Origin of the sequence: Aggregatibacter kilianii (assembly GCF_003130255.1) — a bacterium.
Classification (GTDB): Bacteria; Pseudomonadota; Gammaproteobacteria; order Enterobacterales; family Pasteurellaceae; genus Aggregatibacter; species Aggregatibacter kilianii.
On sequence record NZ_NRCN01000001.1, the window covers coordinates 912,752 to 936,535 of the forward strand.

Annotated in this window: 19 protein-coding genes and 1 pseudogene; 10 read left to right on the plus strand and 10 right to left on the minus strand. The window is 44.5% G+C overall.

Translation table 11 applies throughout. The features are described from left to right. Window positions 1–13: 13 nt before the first annotated feature. Both hslR and hslO read left to right on the plus strand, forming a co-directional pair. Window positions 14–427: a ribosome-associated heat shock protein Hsp15 gene (gene hslR, locus DK428_RS04165; RefSeq protein ID WP_005702511.1), complete on the plus strand. Its 414-nt coding sequence runs from the start codon at window positions 14–16 to the stop codon at window positions 425–427. A gap of 68 nt (window positions 428–495) precedes the next feature. After that, window positions 496–1,374 (plus strand): Hsp33 family molecular chaperone HslO, encoded by an 879-nt coding sequence (hslO, locus tag DK428_RS04170; RefSeq protein WP_109064980.1) that lies wholly within the window; start codon window positions 496–498, stop codon window positions 1,372–1,374. 49 nt (window positions 1,375–1,423) lie between these two features. On the opposite strand, the gene DK428_RS04175 is transcribed toward hslO, so the two are convergent. Together DK428_RS04175 and dcuC are read right to left on the minus strand one after the other, a co-directional pair. After that, window positions 1,424–2,695: a M20 family metallo-hydrolase gene (locus DK428_RS04175; protein ID WP_109064979.1), complete on the minus strand. Its 1,272-nt coding sequence runs from the start codon at window positions 2,693–2,695 to the stop codon at window positions 1,424–1,426. Window positions 2,696–2,787: 92 nt separating this feature from the next. Then, window positions 2,788–4,077, minus strand: a complete 1,290-nt coding sequence (gene dcuC / locus DK428_RS04180; RefSeq protein WP_109064978.1) for a C4-dicarboxylate transporter DcuC — start codon at window positions 4,075–4,077, stop codon at window positions 2,788–2,790. 385 nt (window positions 4,078–4,462) lie between these two features. Between dcuC and ubiE the strand changes: the two genes are divergently transcribed. From ubiE to hemB, 7 genes are all read left to right on the plus strand, one after another. Beyond that, a complete protein-coding gene (gene ubiE / locus DK428_RS04185) occupies window positions 4,463–5,281 on the plus strand; it encodes a bifunctional demethylmenaquinone methyltransferase/2-methoxy-6-polyprenyl-1,4-benzoquinol methylase UbiE (RefSeq protein ID WP_109064977.1) in 819 nt (272 codons plus the stop codon). Between the two features lie 9 nt (window positions 5,282–5,290). Beyond that, window positions 5,291–5,932, plus strand: coding sequence for a ubiquinone biosynthesis accessory factor UbiJ (locus DK428_RS04190; RefSeq protein ID WP_109064976.1), 642 nt, complete (start codon window positions 5,291–5,293; stop codon window positions 5,930–5,932). Next, window positions 5,929–7,566 carry a ubiquinone biosynthesis regulatory protein kinase UbiB gene (gene ubiB, locus DK428_RS04195; RefSeq protein ID WP_109064975.1) on the plus strand — a complete coding sequence of 546 codons (1,638 nt, stop codon included), beginning with the start codon at window positions 5,929–5,931 and terminating at the stop codon, window positions 7,564–7,566. Before DK428_RS04190 ends, ubiB begins: the two co-directional genes overlap by 4 nt. A 145-nt stretch (window positions 7,567–7,711) precedes the next feature. After that, on the plus strand, window positions 7,712–7,942 hold the full coding sequence (gene tatA / locus DK428_RS04200) for a Sec-independent protein translocase subunit TatA (protein WP_005702504.1): 231 nt from the start codon (window positions 7,712–7,714) through the stop codon (window positions 7,940–7,942). Window positions 7,943–7,945: 3 nt separating this feature from the next. Continuing rightward, window positions 7,946–8,599 (plus strand): Sec-independent protein translocase protein TatB, encoded by a 654-nt coding sequence (gene tatB, locus DK428_RS04205; RefSeq protein ID WP_109064974.1) that lies wholly within the window; start codon window positions 7,946–7,948, stop codon window positions 8,597–8,599. Window positions 8,600–8,625: 26 nt separating this feature from the next. Continuing rightward, window positions 8,626–9,393: a Sec-independent protein translocase subunit TatC gene (tatC, locus tag DK428_RS04210; RefSeq protein WP_109064973.1), complete on the plus strand. Its 768-nt coding sequence runs from the start codon at window positions 8,626–8,628 to the stop codon at window positions 9,391–9,393. Between the two features lie 18 nt (window positions 9,394–9,411). Next, window positions 9,412–10,434 carry a porphobilinogen synthase gene (hemB, locus tag DK428_RS04215; protein WP_109064972.1) on the plus strand — a complete coding sequence of 341 codons (1,023 nt, stop codon included), beginning with the start codon at window positions 9,412–9,414 and terminating at the stop codon, window positions 10,432–10,434. Window positions 10,435–10,542: 108 nt separating this feature from the next. Here the strand turns inward: hemB and glyS are convergent, their stop codons facing one another. From glyS to glyQ, 7 genes are all read right to left on the minus strand, one after another. After that, entirely contained in the window at window positions 10,543–12,609 is a 2,067-nt protein-coding gene (gene glyS, locus DK428_RS04220; protein WP_109064971.1) for a glycine--tRNA ligase subunit beta, read from the minus strand. Window positions 12,610–13,126: 517 nt separating this feature from the next. After that, window positions 13,127–13,492 carry an endonuclease domain-containing protein gene (locus DK428_RS04225; protein WP_109064970.1) on the minus strand — a complete coding sequence of 122 codons (366 nt, stop codon included), beginning with the start codon at window positions 13,490–13,492 and terminating at the stop codon, window positions 13,127–13,129. A gap of 5 nt (window positions 13,493–13,497) precedes the next feature. Then, entirely contained in the window at window positions 13,498–14,763 is a 1,266-nt protein-coding gene (locus tag DK428_RS04230; protein ID WP_109064969.1) for a histidine-type phosphatase, read from the minus strand. 146 nt (window positions 14,764–14,909) lie between these two features. Next, window positions 14,910–20,102, minus strand: coding sequence for a S6 family peptidase (locus tag DK428_RS04235; protein WP_109092122.1), 5,193 nt, complete (start codon window positions 20,100–20,102; stop codon window positions 14,910–14,912). Window positions 20,103–20,290: 188 nt separating this feature from the next. Beyond that, complete coding sequence (locus tag DK428_RS04240; protein WP_109064967.1) at window positions 20,291–20,551, minus strand: hypothetical protein; 261 nt, start codon at window positions 20,549–20,551, stop codon at window positions 20,291–20,293. Between the two features lie 9 nt (window positions 20,552–20,560). After that, window positions 20,561–21,211, minus strand: a complete 651-nt coding sequence (locus DK428_RS04245) for an FABP family protein (RefSeq protein ID WP_109064966.1) — start codon at window positions 21,209–21,211, stop codon at window positions 20,561–20,563. Between the two features lie 53 nt (window positions 21,212–21,264). After that, window positions 21,265–22,173, minus strand: a complete 909-nt coding sequence (gene glyQ, locus DK428_RS04250; protein WP_048749789.1) for a glycine--tRNA ligase subunit alpha — start codon at window positions 22,171–22,173, stop codon at window positions 21,265–21,267. A gap of 174 nt (window positions 22,174–22,347) precedes the next feature. On the opposite strand from glyQ, the pseudogene DK428_RS11780 reads away from it, so the two are divergent. Continuing rightward, window positions 22,348–22,434: pseudogene (locus DK428_RS11780) on the plus strand (SDR family NAD(P)-dependent oxidoreductase); the annotation flags it as partial. Window positions 22,435–22,633: 199 nt separating this feature from the next. Here DK428_RS11780 and DK428_RS04265 read toward each other — a convergent pair. Further along, complete coding sequence (locus DK428_RS04265) at window positions 22,634–23,680, minus strand: extracellular solute-binding protein (protein WP_109064965.1); 1,047 nt, start codon at window positions 23,678–23,680, stop codon at window positions 22,634–22,636. Window positions 23,681–23,784 lie beyond the last annotated feature (104 nt).

Consider the following 23,784-nt stretch of genomic DNA (forward strand, 5'->3'; position numbering starts at 1 on the left):
CGGAACGGCATACATGGCAAAACATCAACCCACTGAAGAAAAAGACCCGGTTCGTCTAGACAAATGGCTCTGGGCGGCGCGTTTTTACAAAACCCGTACGCTCGCTAAAGAGATGATTGACGGCGGCAAAGTGCATTACAACGGGCAACGTACCAAACCGAACAAAATAGTGGAAGTAGGTGCCACCCTCAAATTACGCCAAGGCAACGAGGAAAAAGAAGTGGTGATTTTAGCCTTATCCGCCCAACGTCGTGGCGCACCTGAAGCCCAGTTGCTTTATCGCGAAACGGAACAAAGCCTTACCAATCGTGAAAAACTTGCAATGGCGCGTAAAATGAACGCCCTTTCGATGCCGCATCCCGATCGTCGCCCCGACAAAAAAGAACGTCGCGATTTACTCAAATTTAAACATCAACAGCAAGATTAACCGCACGCCTTGTAATGGCCGCAAACGCCCTTATATTTGAGCGAACAATATTCATTAGGAACAACATGATGACAAATTACACACAAGACAATGACCAACTTTATCGTTATCTCTTTAAAGGTCGCGCCGTGCGCGGTGAATGGGTTCGCCTGAACCAGGCCTTCAACGACACGTTAAACACCCATCATTATCCACAAGCCGTACGCAATTTATTGGGCGAAATGATGGTCGCCACCAGCCTACTCACTGCCACCTTAAAATTTAACGGCAACATTACCGTGCAAATTCAAGGCGATGGCCCGTTAAAACTCGCTCTCGTCAACGGCGACGACCAACAACGCATACGCGCCCTTGCCCGTCTGCAAGGTGATATCCAAGACGGCATGAGCCTACATGAAATGATCGGCAAAGGTGTTTTAGTCATAACCATCGCCCCACAAGAAGGCGAGCGTTATCAAGGAGTTGTGCCTTTAGATAAACCGACCATTACCGAATGTTTGGAAGAGTATTTTATCCGCTCCGAACAACTACAAACCCAACTTATCATTCGCACCGGCGAATACCAAGGCCAACCGGTAGCGGCAGGCATGCTATTACAAATCGTACCGGATGGTTCCGGCTCACCGGAAGATTTTGAGCATTTGGCAACCTTAACTGCCACGATCAAAGACGAAGAAATTTTTGGCTTAACCGCCGAAGAACTGCTTTATCGCTTATACCACGAAGAAATCGTCGAACTCTTCCCGGCACAAGCAGTTCATTTCTATTGCGGTTGCTCCCAAGACCGTTCCGGCGCAGCGTTATTGCTCATTTCCGACGAAGAAATCGAACAAATCCTTGCAGAACACAATGGCAGCATCGATATGCAATGCGAATGCTGCGGCACCCATTATTTATTCAATAAAGAAGCGATTGCGAAGTTGAAAGAATCCGCTTCCGGAATTTAAAAAGAAAGCGACCTGATAAGGTCGCTTTTTGGTTTATGTCATAAACCAATTAATGGCTTAATAAGCGTTGCATCATGCCGACATAAATATTTACCCCGGTAAGTAATTGTTTCTCGTCAAAATCAAATTCTGCCTGATGATGTCCCGCAGTACGATCAGCACCAAGGATAAAATAAATAGCTTTGCCTCCATGCTCCTGTACTCGACGACCTAACACCGTTGCATCTTCACTTGCATTGAATGGGTAATCATCTTTCACTTCGTGTACCTGTGGCTGTTGTAACGCAATCTCCTCAACCAATTTCACTAATTCAAGATCATTTACCATATCCACGGCCTCACCCGTGATTTCCGTTTCATACGCTACATCAAAACCGATGGCTATCCCCTTAGCAATTTGTATAACCTGTTGGGTCATATACTCATTAATCGCTTTATTTTCACCGCGTACTTCCAATTGAAGTCGGGCAAAACTTGGAATCACATTCCGCCCTTCACCGGCTTGTAATACACCTACGTTAATACGGGACATCCCATCTCCATGGCGGGCGATACCATGTAATTGCGTCACCGCATGCGCTGCAGCCAAAAGTGCGTTACGACCAAGATGGGGCGCAGCACCGGCATGAGCCGGTTTACCTTGATAGCGAATGTCGATTTTTGACGTAGAAAGAAAATTGCGCGGATTAGAAACAACGGTTCCGCTATCAGCACAAAAACCAATATGTGAACTAAGGAAATAATCCGCATCATCTACTATGCCACTGGCAGCGATAGCCGCGGCACCCCGCACACCTTCTTCCGCAGGCTGAAAGACGATTTTAATTTTACCGTTCAGTTTATCTTTATTCTGTGCAGCCCATAAGGCGACACCTAAACCGATAGTAATATGACTGTCGTGTCCGCAGGCGTGCATGAGGCCTTCATTTAACGATGCGAATCCCTCTTTATTCGGAAGATGATCAGGCGATTTGCTTTCGTCTACATTAACGCAGTCAATATCAAAGCGTAATGCCACGGTTTTGCCCGGTCGTCCTGTATCAAGAAGGGCAACACAACCGGTGTACTGCTCCATTTTATCCAACCATTTTTGATTGGCACCATATTCTATGGCGCGCACCAGTGCCTTTTCTACCAAAATGTTATTGCGTCCGCGCACAAAGTCCCGATGAATAATTTGACTCCCCAATAAAATCTCAAATCCCATGCTTTCAAGATAATCTGCAATACGGGTGGTGGTCCAAAATTCAGTCCAACCTTCCTCCGGGAAACGATGGAACTCACGACGCCATTTCACTAACTGAGCATAATCCAATATCATGATGAACTCCTTCATTAAGAAAAAACAGTCTGAAAACCCACCGCACTTTTATACAAACAATCAGAAAAAGTGCGGTCCCTTTTGATAACGTTTTACAACATAAACAAGGCAAGAAATAAGAGAGCGAAAATCATACCCGGTGCGGTGCGTTTAACAATTTCTACCGGACTGACCATTGTCAAACCCGCACAGACAATAGCTACGCCGGCAATCGGAGAAGCTGTTCTGCCCAACGCACCGGCAATCGCGGCGCCCATGCCTAAATTCACTTGGGTATAACCGAGTTCTGCCGCATGCGGAGTCACTGCCGTATTAAAGGCTATTGCCGCCGCATCGCCCGAACCGGTAATAACCCCCATTAAGAACGGACCGATAGTGGCTCCCCAGCGTACATATTCATTAGAATGTTTAAGAAATTCAATGGCGGAATTGACTGCTCCCGTGGCATTTAAACCCGCCACAAAAACACTGGCGGCAATAATAATACCGAGCACATTGGCATACGAATTTCCCATTCCATTAAAAAACTCTTCCGTGATTTTCACGGGAGAGACTCTGGTGACAATAATGCTGTAAATTGCACCAATTAACATAGCTTGGGGAACACCCATTTTTGTCCATTCCAAGCCTGCCGTTTTTTGCAAAGATGTGCCTCCGATAATCAAGATAATCAGCGGAATTAACGGCGCTAATGCATACAATACATTTACATTCGTTTTTCCCTCAGCCGTACTTTGTTCGGCTAAATAAGCTTGTCGATGTTCTTCCCCATAATCTTTCAGAAAAAGCGCCAACAACGTCAAAATAACAACACCGATTGAGGCGGCGGTCATGGTGTAAGGCGCATGCATAAAGTTAATTTCGGTCACGGTTAAACCGGACATTTCACTGATCATCGCAGGATGGGATGAACCCGGGCTCATTAAGGAACCGAAAGTACCGGCTAAAATTGCTGCCCCCGCCATTGCCGGACGAACACCCGCACCGCGTAAAACAGGTATTAATGTTGCGCCCACGGCAGCGGCACAACCGGCCGCCGAAGGAATGGCAATATTAATAAAAAAAGTCAAAATGGTAGCGATAGGGATGAGCAGAAATTTTAAGCCACTCATAGGCTTGGTCAGTAAGTGAACTAAATGAGAATCGCATTTGGTGAATTTCATCACGTAGGCAAACCCCATACTGGAACAGATTGCCATAATCAAACCACCTGTAGTCATACTTTTAGCAAATGCATCCAATGCCCCCATTGGATTTAACGTCAGTATTGCCATCAGCAACCCCATCCCAATCAGCACGGTTCGGGTTTCATATTTTTTAATTAATAGATAAATTGTTGCTACCAACCCCACAATGGCAACAAGGTATTTCAGATCTTCCATAGTAACTCCTCTATTTTTTTACTTGATTCAACTAACAACTCGCGATGAAGAATGTTTGGAAAAATAAAAAGTCAGGCAACATCATATCTGCTTTTTATCGGCTAAAATGACTACACTGTTTAGAAAGTATACGGGTAACTATTTAAAAGTAAAAGGTAATAAGACCTCTTATCGAATCTTTAAGCGGCACGGCAAGTTTTAGTTAAGTATAAAAAGTGCGGTCACAAAATCTGAAGGATTTTGAAAGTCTGCTTTGCCAACAGCGCCGAAGACGCCAATAAATCCAATGAATTTTTAACATTCCCATTATTTACCCAAATTCCCCAAGAAAGCTTGCGCTTTTTTTGCTATGCTAGGTCTTATTTTTAACTTACCCGAGCCGACCATGACCGAACACATCTCCGATTCACAACCTTCAGAAAAACACGCTGAAAATCAACCGCACTTTAACCCAGCCGATCAGCAGGAAACGACCCACTTCGGGTTCAAAACCGTGGCGAAAGAAGACAAGCAAAAACTGGTGGCGAATGTGTTTCATTCGGTGGCCGGCAAATACGATTTAATGAATGACTTGCTTTCTTTCGGCATTCATCGCCTGTGGAAACGCTTTACTATTGATTGTAGCGGTGTGCGCAAAGGACAAAAAGTGTTGGATTTGGCAGGTGGTACAGGGGATTTTACGGCGAAATTTTCCCGTTTAGTGGGCCCAAGCGGTGAAGTGGTGTTGGCAGACATTAACGACTCCATGTTGCAGGTAGGGCGTGAGAAATTGCGCAATCTCGGTGTGGTAGGCAATGTGAATTATGTGCAAGCCAATGCGGAAGCTCTGCCGTTTCCCGACAATACTTTCGATTGTGTCATTATCAGCTTTGGCTTACGCAACGTGACGGATAAAGACAAAGCCCTGCGCTCCATGTATCGCGTGTTAAAACCGGGCGGTCGCTTGTTAGTTTTGGAATTTTCCAAGCCGATTTTAGACCCGCTCAGCAAAGCCTACAATTTTTACTCTTTCAATATTCTGCCGAAAATCGGCGAAATGGTAGTGAATGACGGCGAAAGTTATCGCTATTTGGCGGAATCTATTCGTATGCATCCCGCACAAGAACCGCTAAAAGAGATGATGCTTCAAGCAGGTTTTGAGGAAGTCAGCTATTACAACCTCACCGCCGGCATTGTGGCGTTACATCGCGGTTATAAATTCTAAGGAAAAGCTATGAATTTAGACATTGCGGGACTAAAACAACAATGGATGTTGCCCCAATTACTCAATAGCGGTTTGGAGTCGGTGTTAAATTATCTCATCGGTCGAACCGCCTATTGTGCACCATATTTACGTAAACTGTCAGGTAAAAGTTTACAAGTTAACGTAAAAAACATGGATATCACGCTGTTCTTTCTATTTTCTGAAAGCCGCGTCGATATATTACAGCAATACGAAGCCACGCCAGATTGCGCCGTTACCGTCAGTTTGAAGTTGTTATTTACGCCATTAAAAAAATCGCAAATCAGCCAATGGATTAATGATAAATCTATTGTTTTGGAAGGCGATTTGCAGGTATTGCAGGATTTTGCCGCGTTGGTGGAATTTTTGGAAAAAGATCCTGCCGAACTGTTATCTCCTTATGTGGGCGACATTGCGGCGCAAAGTGCGGTCAATTTTTTACGCAAAATTACCGCTATCGGTCGGCAGAAATTGAGCCAAAGCCAACGCTATTGGGGCGAACGCCTAACAGAAGAATGGCAGCTGATTTCTCCCGCCTTAGCCCTTGCGGACTTTGCCGATGAAGTAAAAACGTTGGAAAAACAGACCGCACTTTTAGAACAAAAAATAAATCAATTAACGGAATCCAAATGAATTTGGCAAATCTGAAACGATTGTACAAAATTATTCATACCTTTCTCGTCTATGGTCTTGACGAGGTGTTGCCACATAATGGTTACACCCGCCCGTTGCGCTGTTGGCGTAAAACGCTATTTTGGCTACGCAATCAACACAAGGGGCTTGCCTTTGGTGTACGTTTGCGTTTGGCTCTGCAGGAACTTGGGCCTGTGTGGATTAAGCTGGGGCAAATGCTCTCCACCCGACGGGATTTGTTCCCGCCGGAAATCGCAGATGAACTGGCATTATTGCAAGATCAGGTAGATCCCTTTGATGGCAAACTGGCACGCGCCGAAATTGAATGGGCGTTAGGCGGTCAATTAGAAACTTGGTTTGATGACTTTGACGAGAACGCCCTGGCATCCGCCTCTATTGCCCAAGTACACACGGCAAAATTCAATGCTTCACAGCCGTTGGCGGGGCAAGAAGTGGTGTTGAAGGTCATTCGCCCGAATATTCAACAGGTGATTGATGCGGATTTGGCGCTGATGTATCGCCTTGCCGGTTGGATTCCCCGTTTATCGGCGGAAGGCCACCGCCTGCGCCCGGTGGAAGTGGTGCGTGAATACGAAAAAACCTTACGGGACGAACTGGATTTGCGTCGTGAAATGGCTAACGCTATACAGTTACGCGCCAATTTTGAAAACAGCCCGATGTTATACGTTCCGCAAATGTATTCGGATTTTTGCCATAAAAATGTCATTGTGATGGAGCGCATTTACGGCATTCCGGTATCCGATGTTGCCACCTTAGAACAAAACGGCACGAATATGAAATTGTTGGCGGAGCGTGGCGTGCAGGTGTTTTTCACACAGGTGTTTCGTGACAGTTTTTTCCATGCCGACATGCATCCCGGCAATATTTTTGTCAATCCGCAACACCCTGAGGATCCGCAATACATCGGCATCGACTGCGGCATTGTGGGACGTATGAACGATCACGATAAACGCTATTTGGCGGAAAGTTTCGTGGCGTTTTTTAACCGCGATTATCGCCGCGTGGCGCAAATGCACGTGGAATCCGGTTGGACGCCCGCTGACACCAATATTGACGAATTTGAACAGGCATTCCGCGAAGTATGCGAACCGATTTTCGCCAAACCCCTGTCGGAAATTTCTTTCGGTCATGTGTTGTTAAATCTCTTTAATGTGGCACGCGAATTTAATATGCAGGTGCAGCCACAATTAGTGTTGTTGCAAAAAACGCTGCTCTACATTGAAGGGCTGGGGCGCCAACTTTATCCGCAGCTCGATTTATGGGACACCGCGAAGCCATTTTTACAAAATTGGTTGGATGAACAAATGGGTGTGAAAGCCGTATTGAAAACCGTCAAACAAAAACTGCCTTACTGGCGTGAGCATTTTGCCGAATTACCGGAAAATGTTATGGATGCGTTGCAACAACAACGGGTTATTGCACATCAGCTGATTGAATTAAATCGTAAAATACAGAAAAAACAACATACCGTAAGCAAATACTACGCTCTGTTGATCGGCACATTGGTTTTCATTTCCACCCTGTTGCAATTTCAGCAATTGCCGGGGTGGTTAAGTGCGGTGTTTTTTACGCTCAGTTTTATCATTTGGTTGTTGGGCCTATTGGTGCGTTAACGCGTGTCACCACGGGCTTCTACACAATACGAACTAAATCAATAAATCCAAAAATAATCAGGCTTAGCTATTGTTCAACGAGGGCAAAACGGGTATAGTCAGACACGTTTTTAACTTACAAATTTCATCTATTAACGAGGTTTTTATGGGCGGTATTAGCATTTGGCAATTAGCGATTTTAGTCTTAATCATTGTATTGCTATTCGGTACGAAAAAATTACGTACTTTAGGCACAGATTTAGGCGAATCGGTAAAAGGCTTCAAAAAAGCAATGAACGAAGAAAATAAAGCGGAAGATGCGGGTTTTAATCAAGTAGAACAAAAACAAAACGCGCAGCCGGAACAACAAAAAAACAAAGACAAAGAACAGGCTTAATTCGTGTTTGATATTGGTTTTTCCGAAATTCTATTAGTTTGCATTGTGGGCTTAGTGGTACTAGGCCCACAACGTTTACCGGTGGCAATTCGCAGCGTAATGTCTTGGGTGCGTACCATTCGTGGTTTGGCTGCGAATGTACAAAACGAGTTGAAACAAGAATTAAAATTGCAGGAATTACAAGAAAGCATTAAAAAAGCGGAAAGTTTAAATCTCAAAGCCCTATCGCCGGAATTAGGCAAAACGGTTGAAGAGTTGAAAGCTTCTGCCGATAAATTACGTGCTGATCTAGAACAAAAGGCAAGCGACAGCAACACCACCTTGCAAGATCAAATCAAGAAAATGAAAAGTGCGGTGGAAAATCCGGATGAAAACAACGACATCCATCCCGGCTCAAATGACCACAACCCGATGGCCAACTACGACATTCTCGATGTCGAAGATTTTTCCGAGCAAAACACGGAAGCTCTGGCTGTCGCAGAAATGTCGCGTAATTCAACCGCACTTTCCCCGGCAGAACAAGCGGAGCAAGAAGAAATCGAGCTGGATGAAAAACTGGCTTATTACATCAATCAATACGATCCGGATAATCCTTTGCCGGCCAATTCAGAAGATGCCCATTCGGAGAAAACCGAACAATCCTCAAATAAAAGCTAGGGCGTAACCCTCAATTAGGACAATTTATGACCAGCGTTGACGACACTCAACCCCTCATCACTCATCTGGTAGAACTGCGCAACCGTTTATTACGCAGCATTATTTTCGTTGCCGTGATATTTGTGGCACTCGTTTACTTTTCCAATGAAATTTATAACTTTGTGGCAGCACCTTTAACGGCTAACCTACCGAACGGTTCGAGCATGATTGCCACTAACATCGCCACGCCGTTTTTCACCCCAATCAAACTGACCGGCGTTGTCGCGATTTTTATTTCCGTACCTTATTTGCTCTACCAAATCTGGGCATTTGTAGCACCTGCGTTATATCAGCATGAAAAACGCCTGATTTATCCGTTGTTATTTTCCAGCACGTTGTTGTTTTATTTAGGCGTGGCCTTTGCTTACTATGTGGTATTCCCGCTAGTGTTTGGCTTTTTAACCAAAACTGCACCGGAAGGCGTGGCTATCGCCACCGACATCAGTAGCTACTTAGATTTTGTTCTCACCCTTTTCTTGGCTTTTGGTATCTGCTTTGAAGTGCCTGTCGCCATCATTCTGCTGTGCTGGACAGGTGTCACCACGCCGGAGGATTTAAGAGCTAAGCGTCCTTATATTATTGTCGGTGCATTCTTTATCGGCATGCTTTTAACCCCGCCGGATGTATTCTCACAAACCTTGCTCGCCATTCCGATGTGTTTGTTGTTTGAAGTGGGTGTATTCTGCGCACGCTTTTACCGCCCGCGTGAGGAAGACGAGAGCACTCAAGAAGAAAAAAACACATCTAATCACTAATTAAATTTTGGAAATAATATGACACAACAAATTTTTACCGGTTTTCCAACCCGCCGTTTACGCCGTATGCGTAAACAGGATTTTAGTCGCCGCTTAATGGCGGAACATAAACTGACTGTTGATGATCTGATTTATCCCGTATTTATTATTGAAGGCGAAAATCATCGTGAAGCCGTGCCTTCCATGCCAAACGTAGAACGTTTAACCATCGACCAACTGTTAATTGAAGCGGGTTTATTGGTGAAATACGGCGTACCGGTGATTGCACTGTTTCCTGTGGTAGAACAGGCGAAAAAATCCTTAATGGCGGAAGAAGCCTATAACCCGAACGGCTTGGTGCAACGCGCAGTGAAAGCGCTGAAATCCGCCTACCCGGAACTTGGTGTATTAACCGATGTGGCGCTTGACCCTTACACCGTGCACGGACAAGACGGCATTATCGATGAAGAAGGCTATGTGCTGAACGATATCACCACCGAGGTATTAATCAAACAAGCCCTGTCCCACGCAGAAGCCGGCGCAGACGTGGTGGCACCAAGCGATATGATGGACGGCCGCATCGGCAGAATCCGCAAGGCCTTGGAAGAAAAAGGCTTTATCAACACCCTCATTATGGCTTACTCCGCCAAATATGCCTCCCACTATTACGGCCCATTCCGTGACGCAGTGGGCTCTTCCGGCAACTTAAAAGGCGGCGATAAAAAGACCTATCAATTAGATCCGGCCAACAGCGACGAAGGCTTACAAGAAGTGGCATTAGACTTGGAGGAAGGTGCCGATATGGTGATGGTGAAACCGGGTATGCCGTATTTAGATTTGGTCTATCGCGTAAAACAACAATTCGGCGTACCAACCTTTGCCTACCAAGTTTCCGGTGAATACGCCATGCACATGGCCGCCATTCAAAACGGCTGGTTGAAAGAAAAAGAATGTATCATGGAATCTTTACTTTGCTTCAAACGTGCCGGCGCTGACGGTATTTTGACTTACTTCGCCAAACAAGTGGCAGAGTGGTTGTATTTGGAAGGAAAGAATAAATAATTTCTTGATAGAAGATCTAAAGAAAAAGCCGAATAATCCTATTCGACTTTTTTTATACGGAAATTGCGGTGGAAAAAACACATGATTTTGTGACCGCACTTTTATCTTTTATTGCAACAACGAAATATCCGCCACCTGTAAGAATAACCCTTGCAACGTGTTCAAAATGGCTAGGCGGTTTTGACGCAATTTTGCATCCTCCGCATTCACCATCACATTGTCAAAGAAGTTATCCACCGGTTGACGCAAGCCGGCGAGTTTATCCAACACTGCCGTGTATTCGCCTTGTGCGATTAACGGCTGAACCTCTTTTGCCAAACTTAACACGCTTTGGGCAAGCACTTGTTCTGCCGGCTCAACGCATAACGCCACATCAATTGCGCCAATGTCGCCTTCCGCTTTCGCCAAAATATTCGCCACACGTTTATTGGCTGCCGCTAACGCTTCTGCTGAATCTAAAGTACGGAAGTGTGAAACCGCACGCACGCGCGCATCAAAATCAGCCGGGCGAGTTGGACGACGAGCCAATACCGATTGAATCACATCCACCGCAATGCCTTCATCTTGATACCATGCACGGAAACGACCAAGCATAAAGTCCACTACATCGGCAACCACGTTTTGATTAGTGAGTTTATCACCGAAAAGTGCGGTGGATTTTTTCACTAAATCTTCTAAATCCAGTGGTAAGTTTTTCTCAACGATAATACGTAACGCACCTAATGCCGCACGACGCAATGCAAATGGGTCTGCACTGCCTTTTGGTGCTTGTCCAATGCCGAAGATCCCCGTTAAGGTGTCAAATTTATCCGCTAATGCGACCGCACTTGCAACCAATGATTTAGGTAATTCATCGCCGGCAAAGCGTGGCATATATTGTTCGTTTAACGCCACCGCCACTTCTTCGTCCTCACCGTCATGACGGGCATAGTGCATGCCCATTACACCTTGCGTATCGGTGAATTCAAATACCATGTTGGTCATCAAGTCACATTTTGACAGTAAACCTGCACGTTTTGCTTTTGCTTCGTCTGCGCCAATTTGTTTTGCAATTTCGCCTGCAAGTTGCTCAATGCGGTCAGTTTTATCTTTCAATGTACCAAGTTGTTGTTGGAACAACACGGTTTCTAAGCGTGGTAAACGCTCAACCAGTTTTTGTTTTAAGTCGGTTTTGAAGAAGAATTCCGCATCGGTTAAACGTGGGCGAACCACTTTTTCGTTCCCTTCGATAATTGCCGTTGGATCTTCCGGGTTGATGTTCGATACAAAAATAAAGTGCGGTAATAATTTGCCGTCTTTGTCATAAATTGGGAAATATTTTTGGTCGCCTTTCATGGTGTAAACCAAAGCTTCAGCAGGCACCGCTAAGAAGCGTTCTTCAAATTTTGCCGCTAAGACGTTTGGATATTCCACCAAGGAAGTGACTTCTTCAAGCAAGCTTTCTTCAATGTCCGCTACGCCGCCAAGTGCGGTCGCTTTTGCTTGAGATTTTGCAAGAATTTCTGCTTTACGCTCGTTGAAATCGGCTACTACAGAACCTTTTTCACGTAATAATTGTGGATATTGGTCTGCATGTTGAATTTCAAATTCTTTTTCACCTAAGAAACGGTGACCGCGAATAGTGCGCGCACTTGCCACACCTAAAATTTCGCCTTCAATTAACTCATCGCCCAATAACAAAGTTACCGTGTGAACCGGACGGATAAATTGCACGGTTTTGTCTGCCCAACGCATTGGTTTTGGAATTAGCAATTTCGCCAACGCATTTGCCACAATGCCGTTAAGCAAGTTTTTAGTCGGTTGACCTTCAATTTTCGCACGGTGAACGAGCCATTCGCCTTTATCGGTTGCAATGCGTTCTGCTTGCTCAACGGTAATACCACAACCACGCGCCCAGCCTTCAGCTGCTTTCGTCGGTTTTCCTTCAGCATCAAAGGCTGCAGACACTGCAGGCCCTCGTTTTTCGATTTCTTTACTCGGTTGTTGTGTCGCCAAGTTCAACACTTTCACCGCCAAACGACGCGGCGCCGCAAACCATTCGATTTTGTCGAAGGTTAAACCCGCTTGGTTTAATTCCGCTTCAACGTTATCCGCAAAAGAGGTTGCTAATGTTTTGAGAGCTTTTGGTGGCAGCTCTTCTGTGCCGATTTCTACTAGGAAGTTTTGAGTTGTCATTTTGTTTCTCTTATTTAAAAATTCTGTAGGTTTAAATCCTTATTTTCTTCGTTGTCACTTCTGCCAAATCTCCCCTCCCCCTCTTTGCTAAAGAGGGGATTGGATCTTTGCAGAGTTAAATATCTATGTTCTACTTTAATGTTTTTTGAAAGCAGATAATTTAATCTATATTGAAATTAAAATATAAATAGCCAGTTAATATTAATTTACTCAAGAACTTCCCCCTCTTTAGCAAAGAGGGGGAGGGGAGATTTACTCGCTTCGCTCGCACTTCGTGCCGTTGCTAAAGCAACGTTCAAACGCAAGCGTTTGTGGCAGACGTTAATCCAACCTAATACTCAACAATCCCTCATATTCTAAAATATAAATAGCCCACTACTATCAATTTACTCAAGAAATCCCCCTCTTTAGCAAAGAGGGGTAGGGGAGATTTACTCGCTTCGCTCGTACTTCGTGCCATTGCTAAAGCAACGTTCAAACTCAAGCGTTTGTGGCAGAAGTTAATTCAACCTCACACTCAATCCGCCCTTACATTCTCCAAAAACAAATAAATCTGCTCTACCACCGCTTCAACTTCACGCATTACTTCATCATTACTAAATCGCATCACCGTAAAACCAAGTGAATTTAATTCTGCATCTCGCAATGCGTCTTTTTCCTGATGATCGGGCTCATAGTGCTGACTACCGTCTAATTCGATAATCAGCTTTGCTTTCGCACAATAAAAATCAACGATATAACTTAAAAGTGGCTTTTGTCGATTAAACCGAAAGCCTAATAACTGATCCCGATTAATCCGCTGCCAAAGTTTATTTTCTGCATCGGTTTGATTATTGCGAAGTTTTTGTGAATTTTCTTTTAAGTATTTTTCATAGGGTTGCATGAAAGCTACTTCTTTCCATTCTCAATCCCTTCACTCAACACCTTTTGAAACTGCTCATAATCACAGAAACCACTTTCATCTTTTGTACAAGCATCGATCGTTAATGCCGTTTGTTTTGGTGGTGTAGCAAGGCTTAACGGCGTTAGTTTAACGAGTTGTTCAGTGCTTTGATACACATAATCTAACTTAAATTTCAATTTGCCACTTGGTTTGTGCTTCCACACTTCAAATAGCAACTTGCCGCCAATTGGGATATTTTCTAATGAATCATCTAACTCATAAGGCTCAACACCTAGTGCCGCAAGCAGAGCGACAATATTAGAATCATGTCCAACCAATAAGTTAATTTTATTTTTACTATTTAGCTGTTGCTGAATAAATACTAACAACGGATATGAGGCGTTTTGTGCCAACGCTTCGTTGTTTTTAAATAACGTGCGGTAATATTCGTTTTTAATTTCGTTAATTGCACGCCATTTTTCTTGGCTATCCACGCGGCCGTTGGCGATCTCTGCATCAGGTTTGCCTACATAATGGGCGAGCAACAATGCACTAACTATTTTCTTTCCTGTGCTGATAGCACCAGTAATTTTAACCGACTTGCCGTCTTTAATACTGTATTCACCAACTTTTCCACCTAAATCACATTCGCCTTTTTGTAAGCAGTTTGGTGAATTTTTGTAATCGATGATTTCACTTAATAGCGCATAATTTGGCGCTAATTTTTGCTGTAAAGCGGTTAAATCAACGTTATTTTTTGCCGATTCAATCAAGGCTTGACTTGGATTGTGCACTTGGGTGTTAAAAATCGGATCTTTTTCTGAACCAATTTTACCATGATGTTGCAGTTGAACATTACAGCCCGCAAATGCGCCAGAAACAATCGCCTGACCCGTTGCAATAGTCCGTTGCACACCATTCGCATAAGCGAAAATGCCTTCGCCCGATGCACAACGTTCTGTTGTTAATAACCTTTTATCCGCAAGCCATTGCCCTAAATACTGTCCGAAATAGGTTTCTAGCACGGTACCTTTTGCCGTGAGATAACCTGATGGTACATCCCATTTTGCCCACGCGTACGGGGAATATTTTGCCATTTCCTGTGGATCTTTTTCCACCGGTGAGCGCAATCCATGACGACTAAAAATTAATACTTTCTCGAGTTCATAATCTGCACTTGCTGCATTTTGATGATTTTCTGTTGCAAATACACTGCTTACAATGATTGAGCTGAGTAAAAGTGCGGTTAAAGTTTGGGATACTTTCTTCATTTAACATGTCTCCTTTTTCAACTGACTACCCCGTATATCTCATACCGGAATTGATGCTTTGTAGTTTCCTACACTATCACAAAACCCTGTTCAAAATATTCATGTTTAATGAAATGAATACGCATATTTACCTCATTTATGACGTTTTACCAACGATATCCCACTTTCAAACCAATCTGATGTTGTTTATCCAGTTGTTTACCACGGCTTTGCCCTGCATAAGTCGCAATCTGCCAATTGGCAAAATCGGTCGTGAACCCGATTTCTTGTTGCCAGTAACGATCAAAACGTTGTGTTAACTGTGATTGATTAACATGCACTGCCACCTGGGAATCGGATGCATCGACGTAATTCAACGTCAATGCCGGTCGTATAGTAACGCCTGCCCACGGCATAAAGGCATAATCCACAGTTACACCGGCATGATAAGCGTTAAAGCTCATTTTCGGAGAATGCACATTCACTCCGGCATAAGTGTAACTATCAGCAGAAATATAATAACGATGAATGCCAACATGTGGTCGGATGGACAGTTTATCTAAATTCAGTTGATAACCCAAGCCTATGCCAATTGTTGCGATGCGACGTTTTATTTTGGCATTTTGAGATTCACCACGAATTTCACCCGCACTTAAACCATATCCTGCATCGGCAGAGAGGTTTAAGCCATTTTCAAAATCATATTTAGCAAAAGCAGACAGCATATTTAAGCGGCCTTTGCTACTAATGTTGTCATCAAAAGCATTGCTTGCTCGAGAATGAGAGAACAACAAGCCTAAGCGGTGATTTGTATCAATATGTTGCACACCAACTTGTGTCAAACGTGCTTTTTGTTGATACGCACGGAACTCATCAGCATCATAATTGCGGGAAGAATATAACGTATTTGCCCAAACATTGGTGTTGTTCTCAGACACTAAATGTTTGTTTAATTCATCTTGCGCCAATAACACACTATTCACGCTCGCCGATAATTCGGATAACGCGCTGTTAGCATAACGGCTAATCAATTCTTTCTGTTTTTTAACCGCACTTTCTTGTTCCAACGCTTTACGCTGTGCATCTAAACGAGCCTGTTCTTCTGCCTTGCGTTTTTCTTCGGCTAAACGAGCTGCTTCATCCGCTTTACGTTTTTCTTCCGCCAAACGAGCCGCTTCTTCCGCCTTGCGTTTTTCTTCGGCTAAGCGAGCGGCTTCTTCCGCTTTACGTTTTTCTTCGGCTAAACGTGCCGCTTCTTCCGCTTTACGTTTTTCTTCCGCTAAACGAGCCGCTTCTTCCGCTTTGCGTTTTTCTTCGGCGAGACGTGCTAATTCTTCCGCTTTGCGTTTTTCTTCGGCGAGACGAGCCGCTTCATCTGCTTTACGTTTCTCTTCCGCTAAACGAGCCGCTTCATCCGCTTTACGTTTTTCTTCTGCCAAACGTACCGCTTCGTCCGCTTTACGTTTTTCTTCCGCTAAGCGAGCCGTTTCTTCCGCCTTGCGTTTTTCTTCGGCGAGATGAGCCGCTTCATCTGCTTTACGTTTTTCTTCCGCTAAGCGAGCCGCTTCTTCCGCCTTACGTTTTTCTTCCGCTAGACGAATCGCTTCTTCCGCTTTACGTTTCTCTTCGGCTAAACGTGCTGCTTCTTCCGCTTTACGTTTCTCTTCGGCGAGACGTGCTGCTTCTTCCGCTTTGCGTTTTTCTTCCGCTAAACGTGCCGCTTCATCTGCTTTACGTTTCTCTTCCGCTAGACGTACTGCTTCGTCTGCTTTGCGTTTTTCTTCCGCTAAACGAGCCGCTTCATCTGCTTTACGTTTTTCTTCCGCTAAGCGAGCCGCTTCTTCCGCCTTGCGTTTATCTTCCGCTAAACGAGCTGCTTCTTCCGCTTTACGTTTTTCTTCGGCGAGACGTGCCGCTTCATCTGCTTTACGTTTCTCTTCGGCGAGACGTGCTACTTCTTCCGCCTTGCGTTTTTCTTCCGCTAAACGAGCAGCTTCTTCCGCTTTACGTTTTTCTTCCGCTAAACGAGCCGCTTCTTCCGCTTTGCGTTTTTCTTCGGCGAGACGAGCCGCTTCATCTGCTTTACGTTTTTCTTCCGCTAAGCGAGCCGCTTCTTCCGCCTTGCGTTTTTCTTCCGCTAGACGAGCTAATTCTTCCGCCTTGCGTTTATCTTCCGCTAAACGAGCAGCTTCTTCGGCTTTACGTTTTTCCTCAGCTAAACGTGCTAATTCTTCTGCTTTACGTTTTTCTTCCGCTAAACGAGCCAATTCTTCCGCCTTACGTTTTTCTTCGGCGAGACGTGCGGCTTCGTCTGCTTTACGTTTTTCTTCCGCTAAACGAGCCAATTCTTCCGCCTTGCGTTTCTCTTCCGCTAAACGCGCAGCTTCTTCAGCTTTACGTTTTTCTTCCACTAAACGAGCCGCTTCGTCGGCTTTACGTTTTTCCTCTGCTAAGCGAGCGGCTTCGTCCGCTTTACGTTTTTCTTCTGCCAAACGTGCCTGATCCGCAAGTTCTTGCTCTTTTCTTGGGTTGTATAAGCGGTAATCGTGATTATCATTTTTCAACTCATAGCGGTAGGTCCCTACATCCACTGTGCCATTCGCCAAAGCAACATTGACGTTGTCAGTCTGAGCGGTGTTTTTAAGGGTCAACAGGCTGAGTTGTTGCAAGGTTTGTGGTTCGGCGCCGGTGTTGCGTACATTTAATACAAAATTCCCTGTTGCCAAACCATGTACTGCCACATGATCGCCTTTGTTTTCCTGCAAATAAGTGCGGTAATTAAAGGTACCGTTTCCGCTTAAATCGCCTAGCACGGTGAGTTGATTAAATGTTTGATTATTCGTTTGAGTCGCAAAATCCGGATTTAGCGTAATTTGACTGTTATTCAGGCTTAAATTGCCAATTGTTGTGCTATTCGGTAACGTCCAGTTTGCATTGTCTGATAATGAAACCTGAGTGTCTTTGGCACCCAGAATTTGGTGCTCAAAACGGGCGTTAACGAAATTTAATTTTGCCTGATCAGAAAGCGTCGCATCGCCCGCCAAAGTAGCATTTTCAACCGTTGCCATAGTTTGGTTATCCAGCACAAGTGTGCCAGTTTGAGTTGCGTTATGCGCTAAGCGATATTGGCTTTGTCCTTGTAATGCCACATTGCCCGCAACATCAGCAAGTCCCAGCACCGATAATTTGGCATTGTCATTCAGGGTAAAATTACCATTGATTTTGCTGCGTTCAATGCTCGCAAAGACTTTATCAGATAAGGTTTGGTTAGCGCATTTGGTCAGCCCCGTCCAGTCAGAACGGGCACAAATGAAATTCGCCTGTTTGTCGGTAACCCCCAATGTGGCATTGGCGTTTTTACTTAATTGCCAATCGCCGTTTATCACAGAAACATTTCGAGAAACGACCGCACTTCCACCGTTAATGATGTATTTTTCTGCTTTAAAGGTACGGCTTAGCCAGTCATCATCCATCACCACTTCGCCTTGTGGACGACCGATTAATGCCGGTCGGTTTTGGTGGTTATAGGCATGAGGCGTTGGGCGACCGCTAAAGACCAACGTACCGTTTGTCTGCGTAACATTGCCGTTTAAATTAGTGCCGCCCGACAATAAAAAGACACTGTCTGCGTGCGTAGGTTGATAGTCGATATTTAATCGACCGTTGTGAAGTGCGGCATTGGTTTCACCAAACCAGCCGTTAAACGCCGTGGCTTTGGATTGATTAATGCTGTTTTCATTATTGATTTGTGCATTGCCAAGAAGCGTAACGGTTGCTGCTGTGTCTTTGTTATGGTTGACAATTTGTGCACCTTCATCGGTATTTTGAATGCGATTAAAGGTAAGTGAATGTCCGTTAAGATCTAAACGACCGCCACGGAAGCCGAAATAAATATTGTTTGGATTGACTTGGTCGGCACTTTCCAATTTCACCGTTGGACGACCGCTCACAATACCTAATTGATTAAAGGCTTGTTTTTTGCCTTGCTCGTCTGCTTGTTGATTTAAAACGACAACACCGTCCCCCACGCTGATATCACCAAGGTTTTCGCCTTTACCGTTGACCAATAACGTGCCTTGCCCAATTTTAGACAAGCGATCACCTGCCGGGTTTTTAACTTTCCACGTCACCGTACTGCCTTCACTTACTGAAACACCTGCGCCTTTCCAAGTTTCATCGGTGCTAGGCTGTACCACAAAATCCCCTTCAAAGGTCAGCCCGCCGGCACCCTGATCAATATTATTCTTCAAGGTTATCGTGCCGTTTTCCATATTCCCAAAGTAAATATTCTTACCGTGATGAAGTGCCGGCATATAAGGGTTTGGGCCACCATATCCAAAAAATTCATCTCTGCCGGAAGAAGGCAGGCTGTAATTGGCAAGCGGAGTGTTTGTAACAACTCTGCCACCTTTGGTTAATTTACCGCTGCCATTGCCGTCTGCCGTCCAGTCATAAGAAGCTGCTGTAAAGTCAAATAAGCTCAGCAAATCACCGGCAATGATCTCATCCAAATAATTCTTACGTGCAATTTGATAGGTATTTTCTTTTCCTTGATAAGGGTGTCCGCTACGCAATACGCCGTTTATCAGCCATTTTCCTGCCGTTTTATCATAAATAAACATCGGTGAACCACTGTCACCGCTAGAACCTGAAATCGGTAACGGGCCATATTGATTCGGATGACGCACATCACCGCTTAAACTGACCTCACCATTGTTCGCCCAACCTTGCATAAAGGTATTGCCTGCGGTGAGGTAGTTATACGCCATGGCAATATGATTGCCATTGTCATTATCATCACGCAAAAATTGCCAACCGCTACCAATTCGCACCCGCATTGGATACTTTTCTAAATCACCATAGGTACTACCCTGCATATTTGACACCATTTCTATCGGTGCAGCTTCTGTGACGAATTTAGCTAATCGAGGGTTATGGTAGTCCGTCATGTAAGGGTGAGTGCGGTCGTTTTTATAATTATTTCGTTTAACGATGTTATAACCGAATCGGTGCTGATCGGGGTTATTGCCTTCCATGCCAAAATCAACATTTCGATAGCCCACGTTATGCGCCACGCTGACGATATATTGATCGCCCACCAGCGCTGCTACGCCATTGCGACTAACCACCGAAAAATCCATCATCGGCACATTTTGCATCATGGTGCCGATAGATTCGCCCTTTTTATTCACTACCGCAATATTTTGCGCACCGGGCGTAAACTTACCTTTATTCTCAGCAAAATCACGGAAATATTGATAATCCACGCCGGAATAGACATGTCCGGCAAAGGCCATTGGGCTTAGGTTCAACGCCACAAATGTAGCAATCAACTTAGGTTTGAAAATTGTTTTTTGCATAAAATTGGTTCAAATAAAATTAAATGGTATTAGTTAAAACTAACCGGCGATGGTGAGTACATCAAATCATCATCGCCGATTAGAAAAATGTTTAGCTTATACAACAAGCAATAAGTGACGAATCGTCCTAGCGATTCTAGTTTTTAATTCACCGCACTTAATTCAGCACACTTAGGTGTTGTTTTATATTAGGCAAAAATCGATTTTAATTGGTTTTCATCCAGAATCACCCGACCGTCTTCCAACAACAACGCCGGAAAACCCGCGTAGCCTTTGGCTTTCACCGCATCGAACTCCGCATGATTGTCACGTAGACGTAGAAATTGTTTTAAGTTCGGTATGGAAGACAGCACTTCCACTTCCTCATATTCCACGCCCAAACGTTTTAACTCCGCCACAAACGGTGCCGTATCAGGGCATTGCTCAGCATAATAAAGAATTGGTTTCATCACGGCTCCTTATTCTTTATTTACCACAGCAAGTGCGGTCGGATTTAATGTCGGTTCACCGATTTTCGTTAAACGGTTACGATCGCGATGCTCAAACGGTTTGTCGTAATTCGGGATAATCATTGTGGTGGTTTGATCGTAAGACCATGTGCCATCCTCATGAATTTTCACCGTAATTTCATAGCTTTCTGTGGTGAAAGATTGCTCTAAAAACGGATTAGAAATAATGCCATTTGTTAAAGAGCCTCGCACGGCTTTTAGCGTAAATTCTTTGGCATCTGCCGCCGCATTACCGGTGGCAATGAGGCTTTGTCCACGTGGAATACTTAACGACAAGGAAATATTGCCTGTTGCCGGCTCCCATAACCAATAGCCTACTTGATCGTGAAAGGTTTCCACTTCATCAGGCTGCACAATATGCGTGTGATAGCGCAAACCGTAAAACAATTGCGGCCCATTGGTTTGCGCATCAATCGGTTGTAATTCGTAATATTCGATATAAGGATCTTTCTCCGGCCCTTCTGCCTTTGGATTGATATCCAAACCGCGCTTACCCTCCCAAATGCCAGCCATCGGCGCTAAAGGCCCTAAATTCGCCAGCGTGTTTACATCCGGTTCCGCTTCGGTGTAAATATCGTCCGGGTATTGAAAATCTTTCATGATGTTCTCCTTATATCGTCGTGTTGAAACATAAAGTGCGGTGACTTTTCGCTTTATTTTTTACAGCCTGGGAAGCCTAAGGCTTCACGGCTGGCATAATAAGCTTCCGCCACGCCTTTGGTTAATGCACGAATACGTAAAATGTAGCGTTGACGTTCAGTAACGGAAATTGCTTTACGCGCGTCTAACAAGTTAAAGCTGTGTGCTGCTTTTAAAATACGCTCGTAAGCCGGCAATGGTAACGGACGTTCTAATTCCAATAAACTTTTGGCTTCTTTTTCATATTGATCGAAGCAATGGAATAAGAAATCGGTGTCGGCATATTCAAAGTTGTAGGTGGATTGTTCCACTTCGTTTTGATGGAACACATCGCCATAAGTGGTTTTACCCAGCGGGCCGTCAGACCAAACTAAGTCATACACGCTGTCCACGCCTTGAATGTACATTGCCAAACGCTCTAAACCGTAAGTCACCTCGCCGGTAACCGGTTTACATTCTAAGCCGCCCACTTGTTGGAAATAGGTAAATTGAGTCACTTCCATGCCGTTTAGCCACACTTCCCAGCCCAAGCCCCAAGCACCTAAGGTTGGGTTTTCCCAGTTATCTTCCACAAAACGAATGTCGTTTTTGGTCGGGTCAAAACCAAGCATTTCAAGGGAACCTAAATACAATTCTTGAATATTGTCCGGAGAGGGTTTAATCACCACTTGGAATTGGTAGTAATGCTGTAAACGGTTTGGGTTTTCACCATAGCGACCATCGGTCGGACGGCGGGAAGGTTGCACATAAGCAAACGCCATCGGCTCCGGGCCTAACGCGCGTAACGCGGTCATTGGGTGAGAGGTCCCCGCGCCCACTTCCATATCAAAGGGTTGCACAATGGTACAGCCTTGGTTCGCCCAGTATTCTTGTAAGGCAAGAATCATGCCTTGGAAAGTTTTTACATTAAATTTTGTCATAATATGTTCTGTCTATTTAGGTGGATAAAATGTGTGTCATTATACTGAAAACACAAGGCGGGATAAAGGAAAGGCAGAAAAAAGTGCGGTGGAAAAAACTCGAGGATTTTTAACCGCACTTTAGGAGTCATCGTGTAGTAAATCCTACGGATTAGCTGCCTGCTTCCTGTTCTTGTAGCGTTTTTGTCAGAAGACCAAACCCTTGAGAAATTGCTAGATCGCCCAACTGCGGGACTGGATGTAGCAGTGAACCAGGCGCTTTAATCGACTGCTTGATCCGTGGGTATAAATACCCACGGTTACGCATAATTCAACCCCGTTGGGGTATTTGTAACGCCCACCACAAACGGGATTGAATTATGCCTAACCTAGGGTAACTTGTTACCCTAGTTCTTTGGTTATAAAAAGAAAAAAGTGCGGTCAAAATTTACCGTGAATTTTGACCGCACTTGGCGTGATGCGATTAATGGGTTTTTAACTTGCTCCAATATTTTTCATAAATATCTATCGCTTCGCCCACATCACTTTGGATAATGCCTTTCTCCACTTCCGCCGCAGGAGGGAATATGGTTAGATTTTCGACCATTGTAGGATCCAACAAGGCTTTCACGCCATTATTCGGCATAGAATAACCCAATCGTTCCAACACCACTTTGGCGTTTTCCGGACGCAATAGGAAGTCAATGAATTTATAGGCATTTTCAACATTTTTTGCACCTTTTGGAATAGCGTAATTATCCATCCAGAAAATCGCACCTTCTTTCGGATAAACGAAGACAATTTTGTCGTTCTCTTTATGTGCCAAGTAGCCGGAACCATTCCAAATCATCCCCAACGCCACTTCGCCCTGCACATAAGGCACTTCCGGCGAATCGGAGTTAAACACCGCCACATTCGGCAAAAGTTTAACTAAGCGCTCATAAGCCGCTTTGATGTCATCTTCACTGGTGGTGTTTGGGGATTTGCCGTCTAACAACAACGCAATATGAAACACTTCGCGCGCGTCACTGGTCAACAACACTTTGCCTTTGTATTCCGGGTTCCACAAATCTGCCCAACTGGTGATTTTGCTCGGGTCAATATCTTCGGAATTCACCGCCAATCCCGTTAGGCCATAAACATAAGGCAAGGAATAATCATTGTTCGGGTCAAACTCTTTATGCAATAAATTGTCCGGAATTTGTTTGAAATTGCTTAACTTACTATGATCGAGCTTTTGCAACATGCCGTCTTTCGCCATTTTGTTCACATAATAGCTGGACGGAAACACCAAGTCATAACCGGCGTTATCGGAAATCAGTTTGAGTTTGGCATACATTTCTTCGTTGCTTTCAAACGTGGAATAAATCACTTCAATACCGGTTTCTTTGGTAAATTCAGCAACAAGACTGGAAGGGACGTAATCGGTCCAGTTATAAACGTACAGTTTTTCTTGCGCAAAGGCAGTGGTGGAAAGGAGAGTCAGCGTCAAGCCGAGGGATTTAAGCGTTTTTGCAAACAAATTTTTCAATTTATTGTCCTCCAAAGCTAACAATAGCGGGTAGTTAATTTTCATAAAAGAATTGAGTAAAAACTCGGCGGGCAGTATAGCAGATTTTAACCGCTTGTCCCCTA

What these genes read in the sequence shown, in the direction of transcription:
- DK428_RS04230 (WP_109064969.1), bottom strand. Translation starts at nt 14,763, where the DNA reads ATGAAGAAAGTATCCCAAACTTTAACCGCACTTTTACTCAGCTCAATC.
- DK428_RS04235 (WP_109092122.1), bottom strand. Translation starts at nt 20,102, where the DNA reads ATGCAAAAAACAATTTTCAAACCTAAGTTGATTGCTACATTTGTGGCG.
- dcuC (WP_109064978.1), bottom strand. Translation starts at nt 4,077, where the DNA reads ATGGAAGATCTGAAATACCTTGTTGCCATTGTGGGGTTGGTAGCAACA.
- tatA (WP_005702504.1), top strand. Translation starts at nt 7,712, where the DNA reads ATGGGCGGTATTAGCATTTGGCAATTAGCGATTTTAGTCTTAATCATT.
- DK428_RS04245 (WP_109064966.1), bottom strand. Translation starts at nt 21,211, where the DNA reads ATGAAAGATTTTCAATACCCGGACGATATTTACACCGAAGCGGAACCG.
- glyS (WP_109064971.1), bottom strand. Translation starts at nt 12,609, where the DNA reads ATGACAACTCAAAACTTCCTAGTAGAAATCGGCACAGAAGAGCTGCCA.
- DK428_RS04225 (WP_109064970.1), bottom strand. Translation starts at nt 13,492, where the DNA reads ATGCAACCCTATGAAAAATACTTAAAAGAAAATTCACAAAAACTTCGC.
- DK428_RS04190 (WP_109064976.1), top strand. Translation starts at nt 5,291, where the DNA reads ATGAATTTAGACATTGCGGGACTAAAACAACAATGGATGTTGCCCCAA.
- hslR (WP_005702511.1), top strand. Translation starts at nt 14, where the DNA reads ATGGCAAAACATCAACCCACTGAAGAAAAAGACCCGGTTCGTCTAGAC.
- DK428_RS04175 (WP_109064979.1), bottom strand. Translation starts at nt 2,695, where the DNA reads ATGATATTGGATTATGCTCAGTTAGTGAAATGGCGTCGTGAGTTCCAT.
- DK428_RS04240 (WP_109064967.1), bottom strand. Translation starts at nt 20,551, where the DNA reads ATGAAACCAATTCTTTATTATGCTGAGCAATGCCCTGATACGGCACCG.
- hemB (WP_109064972.1), top strand. Translation starts at nt 9,412, where the DNA reads ATGACACAACAAATTTTTACCGGTTTTCCAACCCGCCGTTTACGCCGT.
- tatC (WP_109064973.1), top strand. Translation starts at nt 8,626, where the DNA reads ATGACCAGCGTTGACGACACTCAACCCCTCATCACTCATCTGGTAGAA.
- ubiB (WP_109064975.1), top strand. Translation starts at nt 5,929, where the DNA reads ATGAATTTGGCAAATCTGAAACGATTGTACAAAATTATTCATACCTTT.
- hslO (WP_109064980.1), top strand. Translation starts at nt 496, where the DNA reads ATGACAAATTACACACAAGACAATGACCAACTTTATCGTTATCTCTTT.
- ubiE (WP_109064977.1), top strand. Translation starts at nt 4,463, where the DNA reads ATGACCGAACACATCTCCGATTCACAACCTTCAGAAAAACACGCTGAA.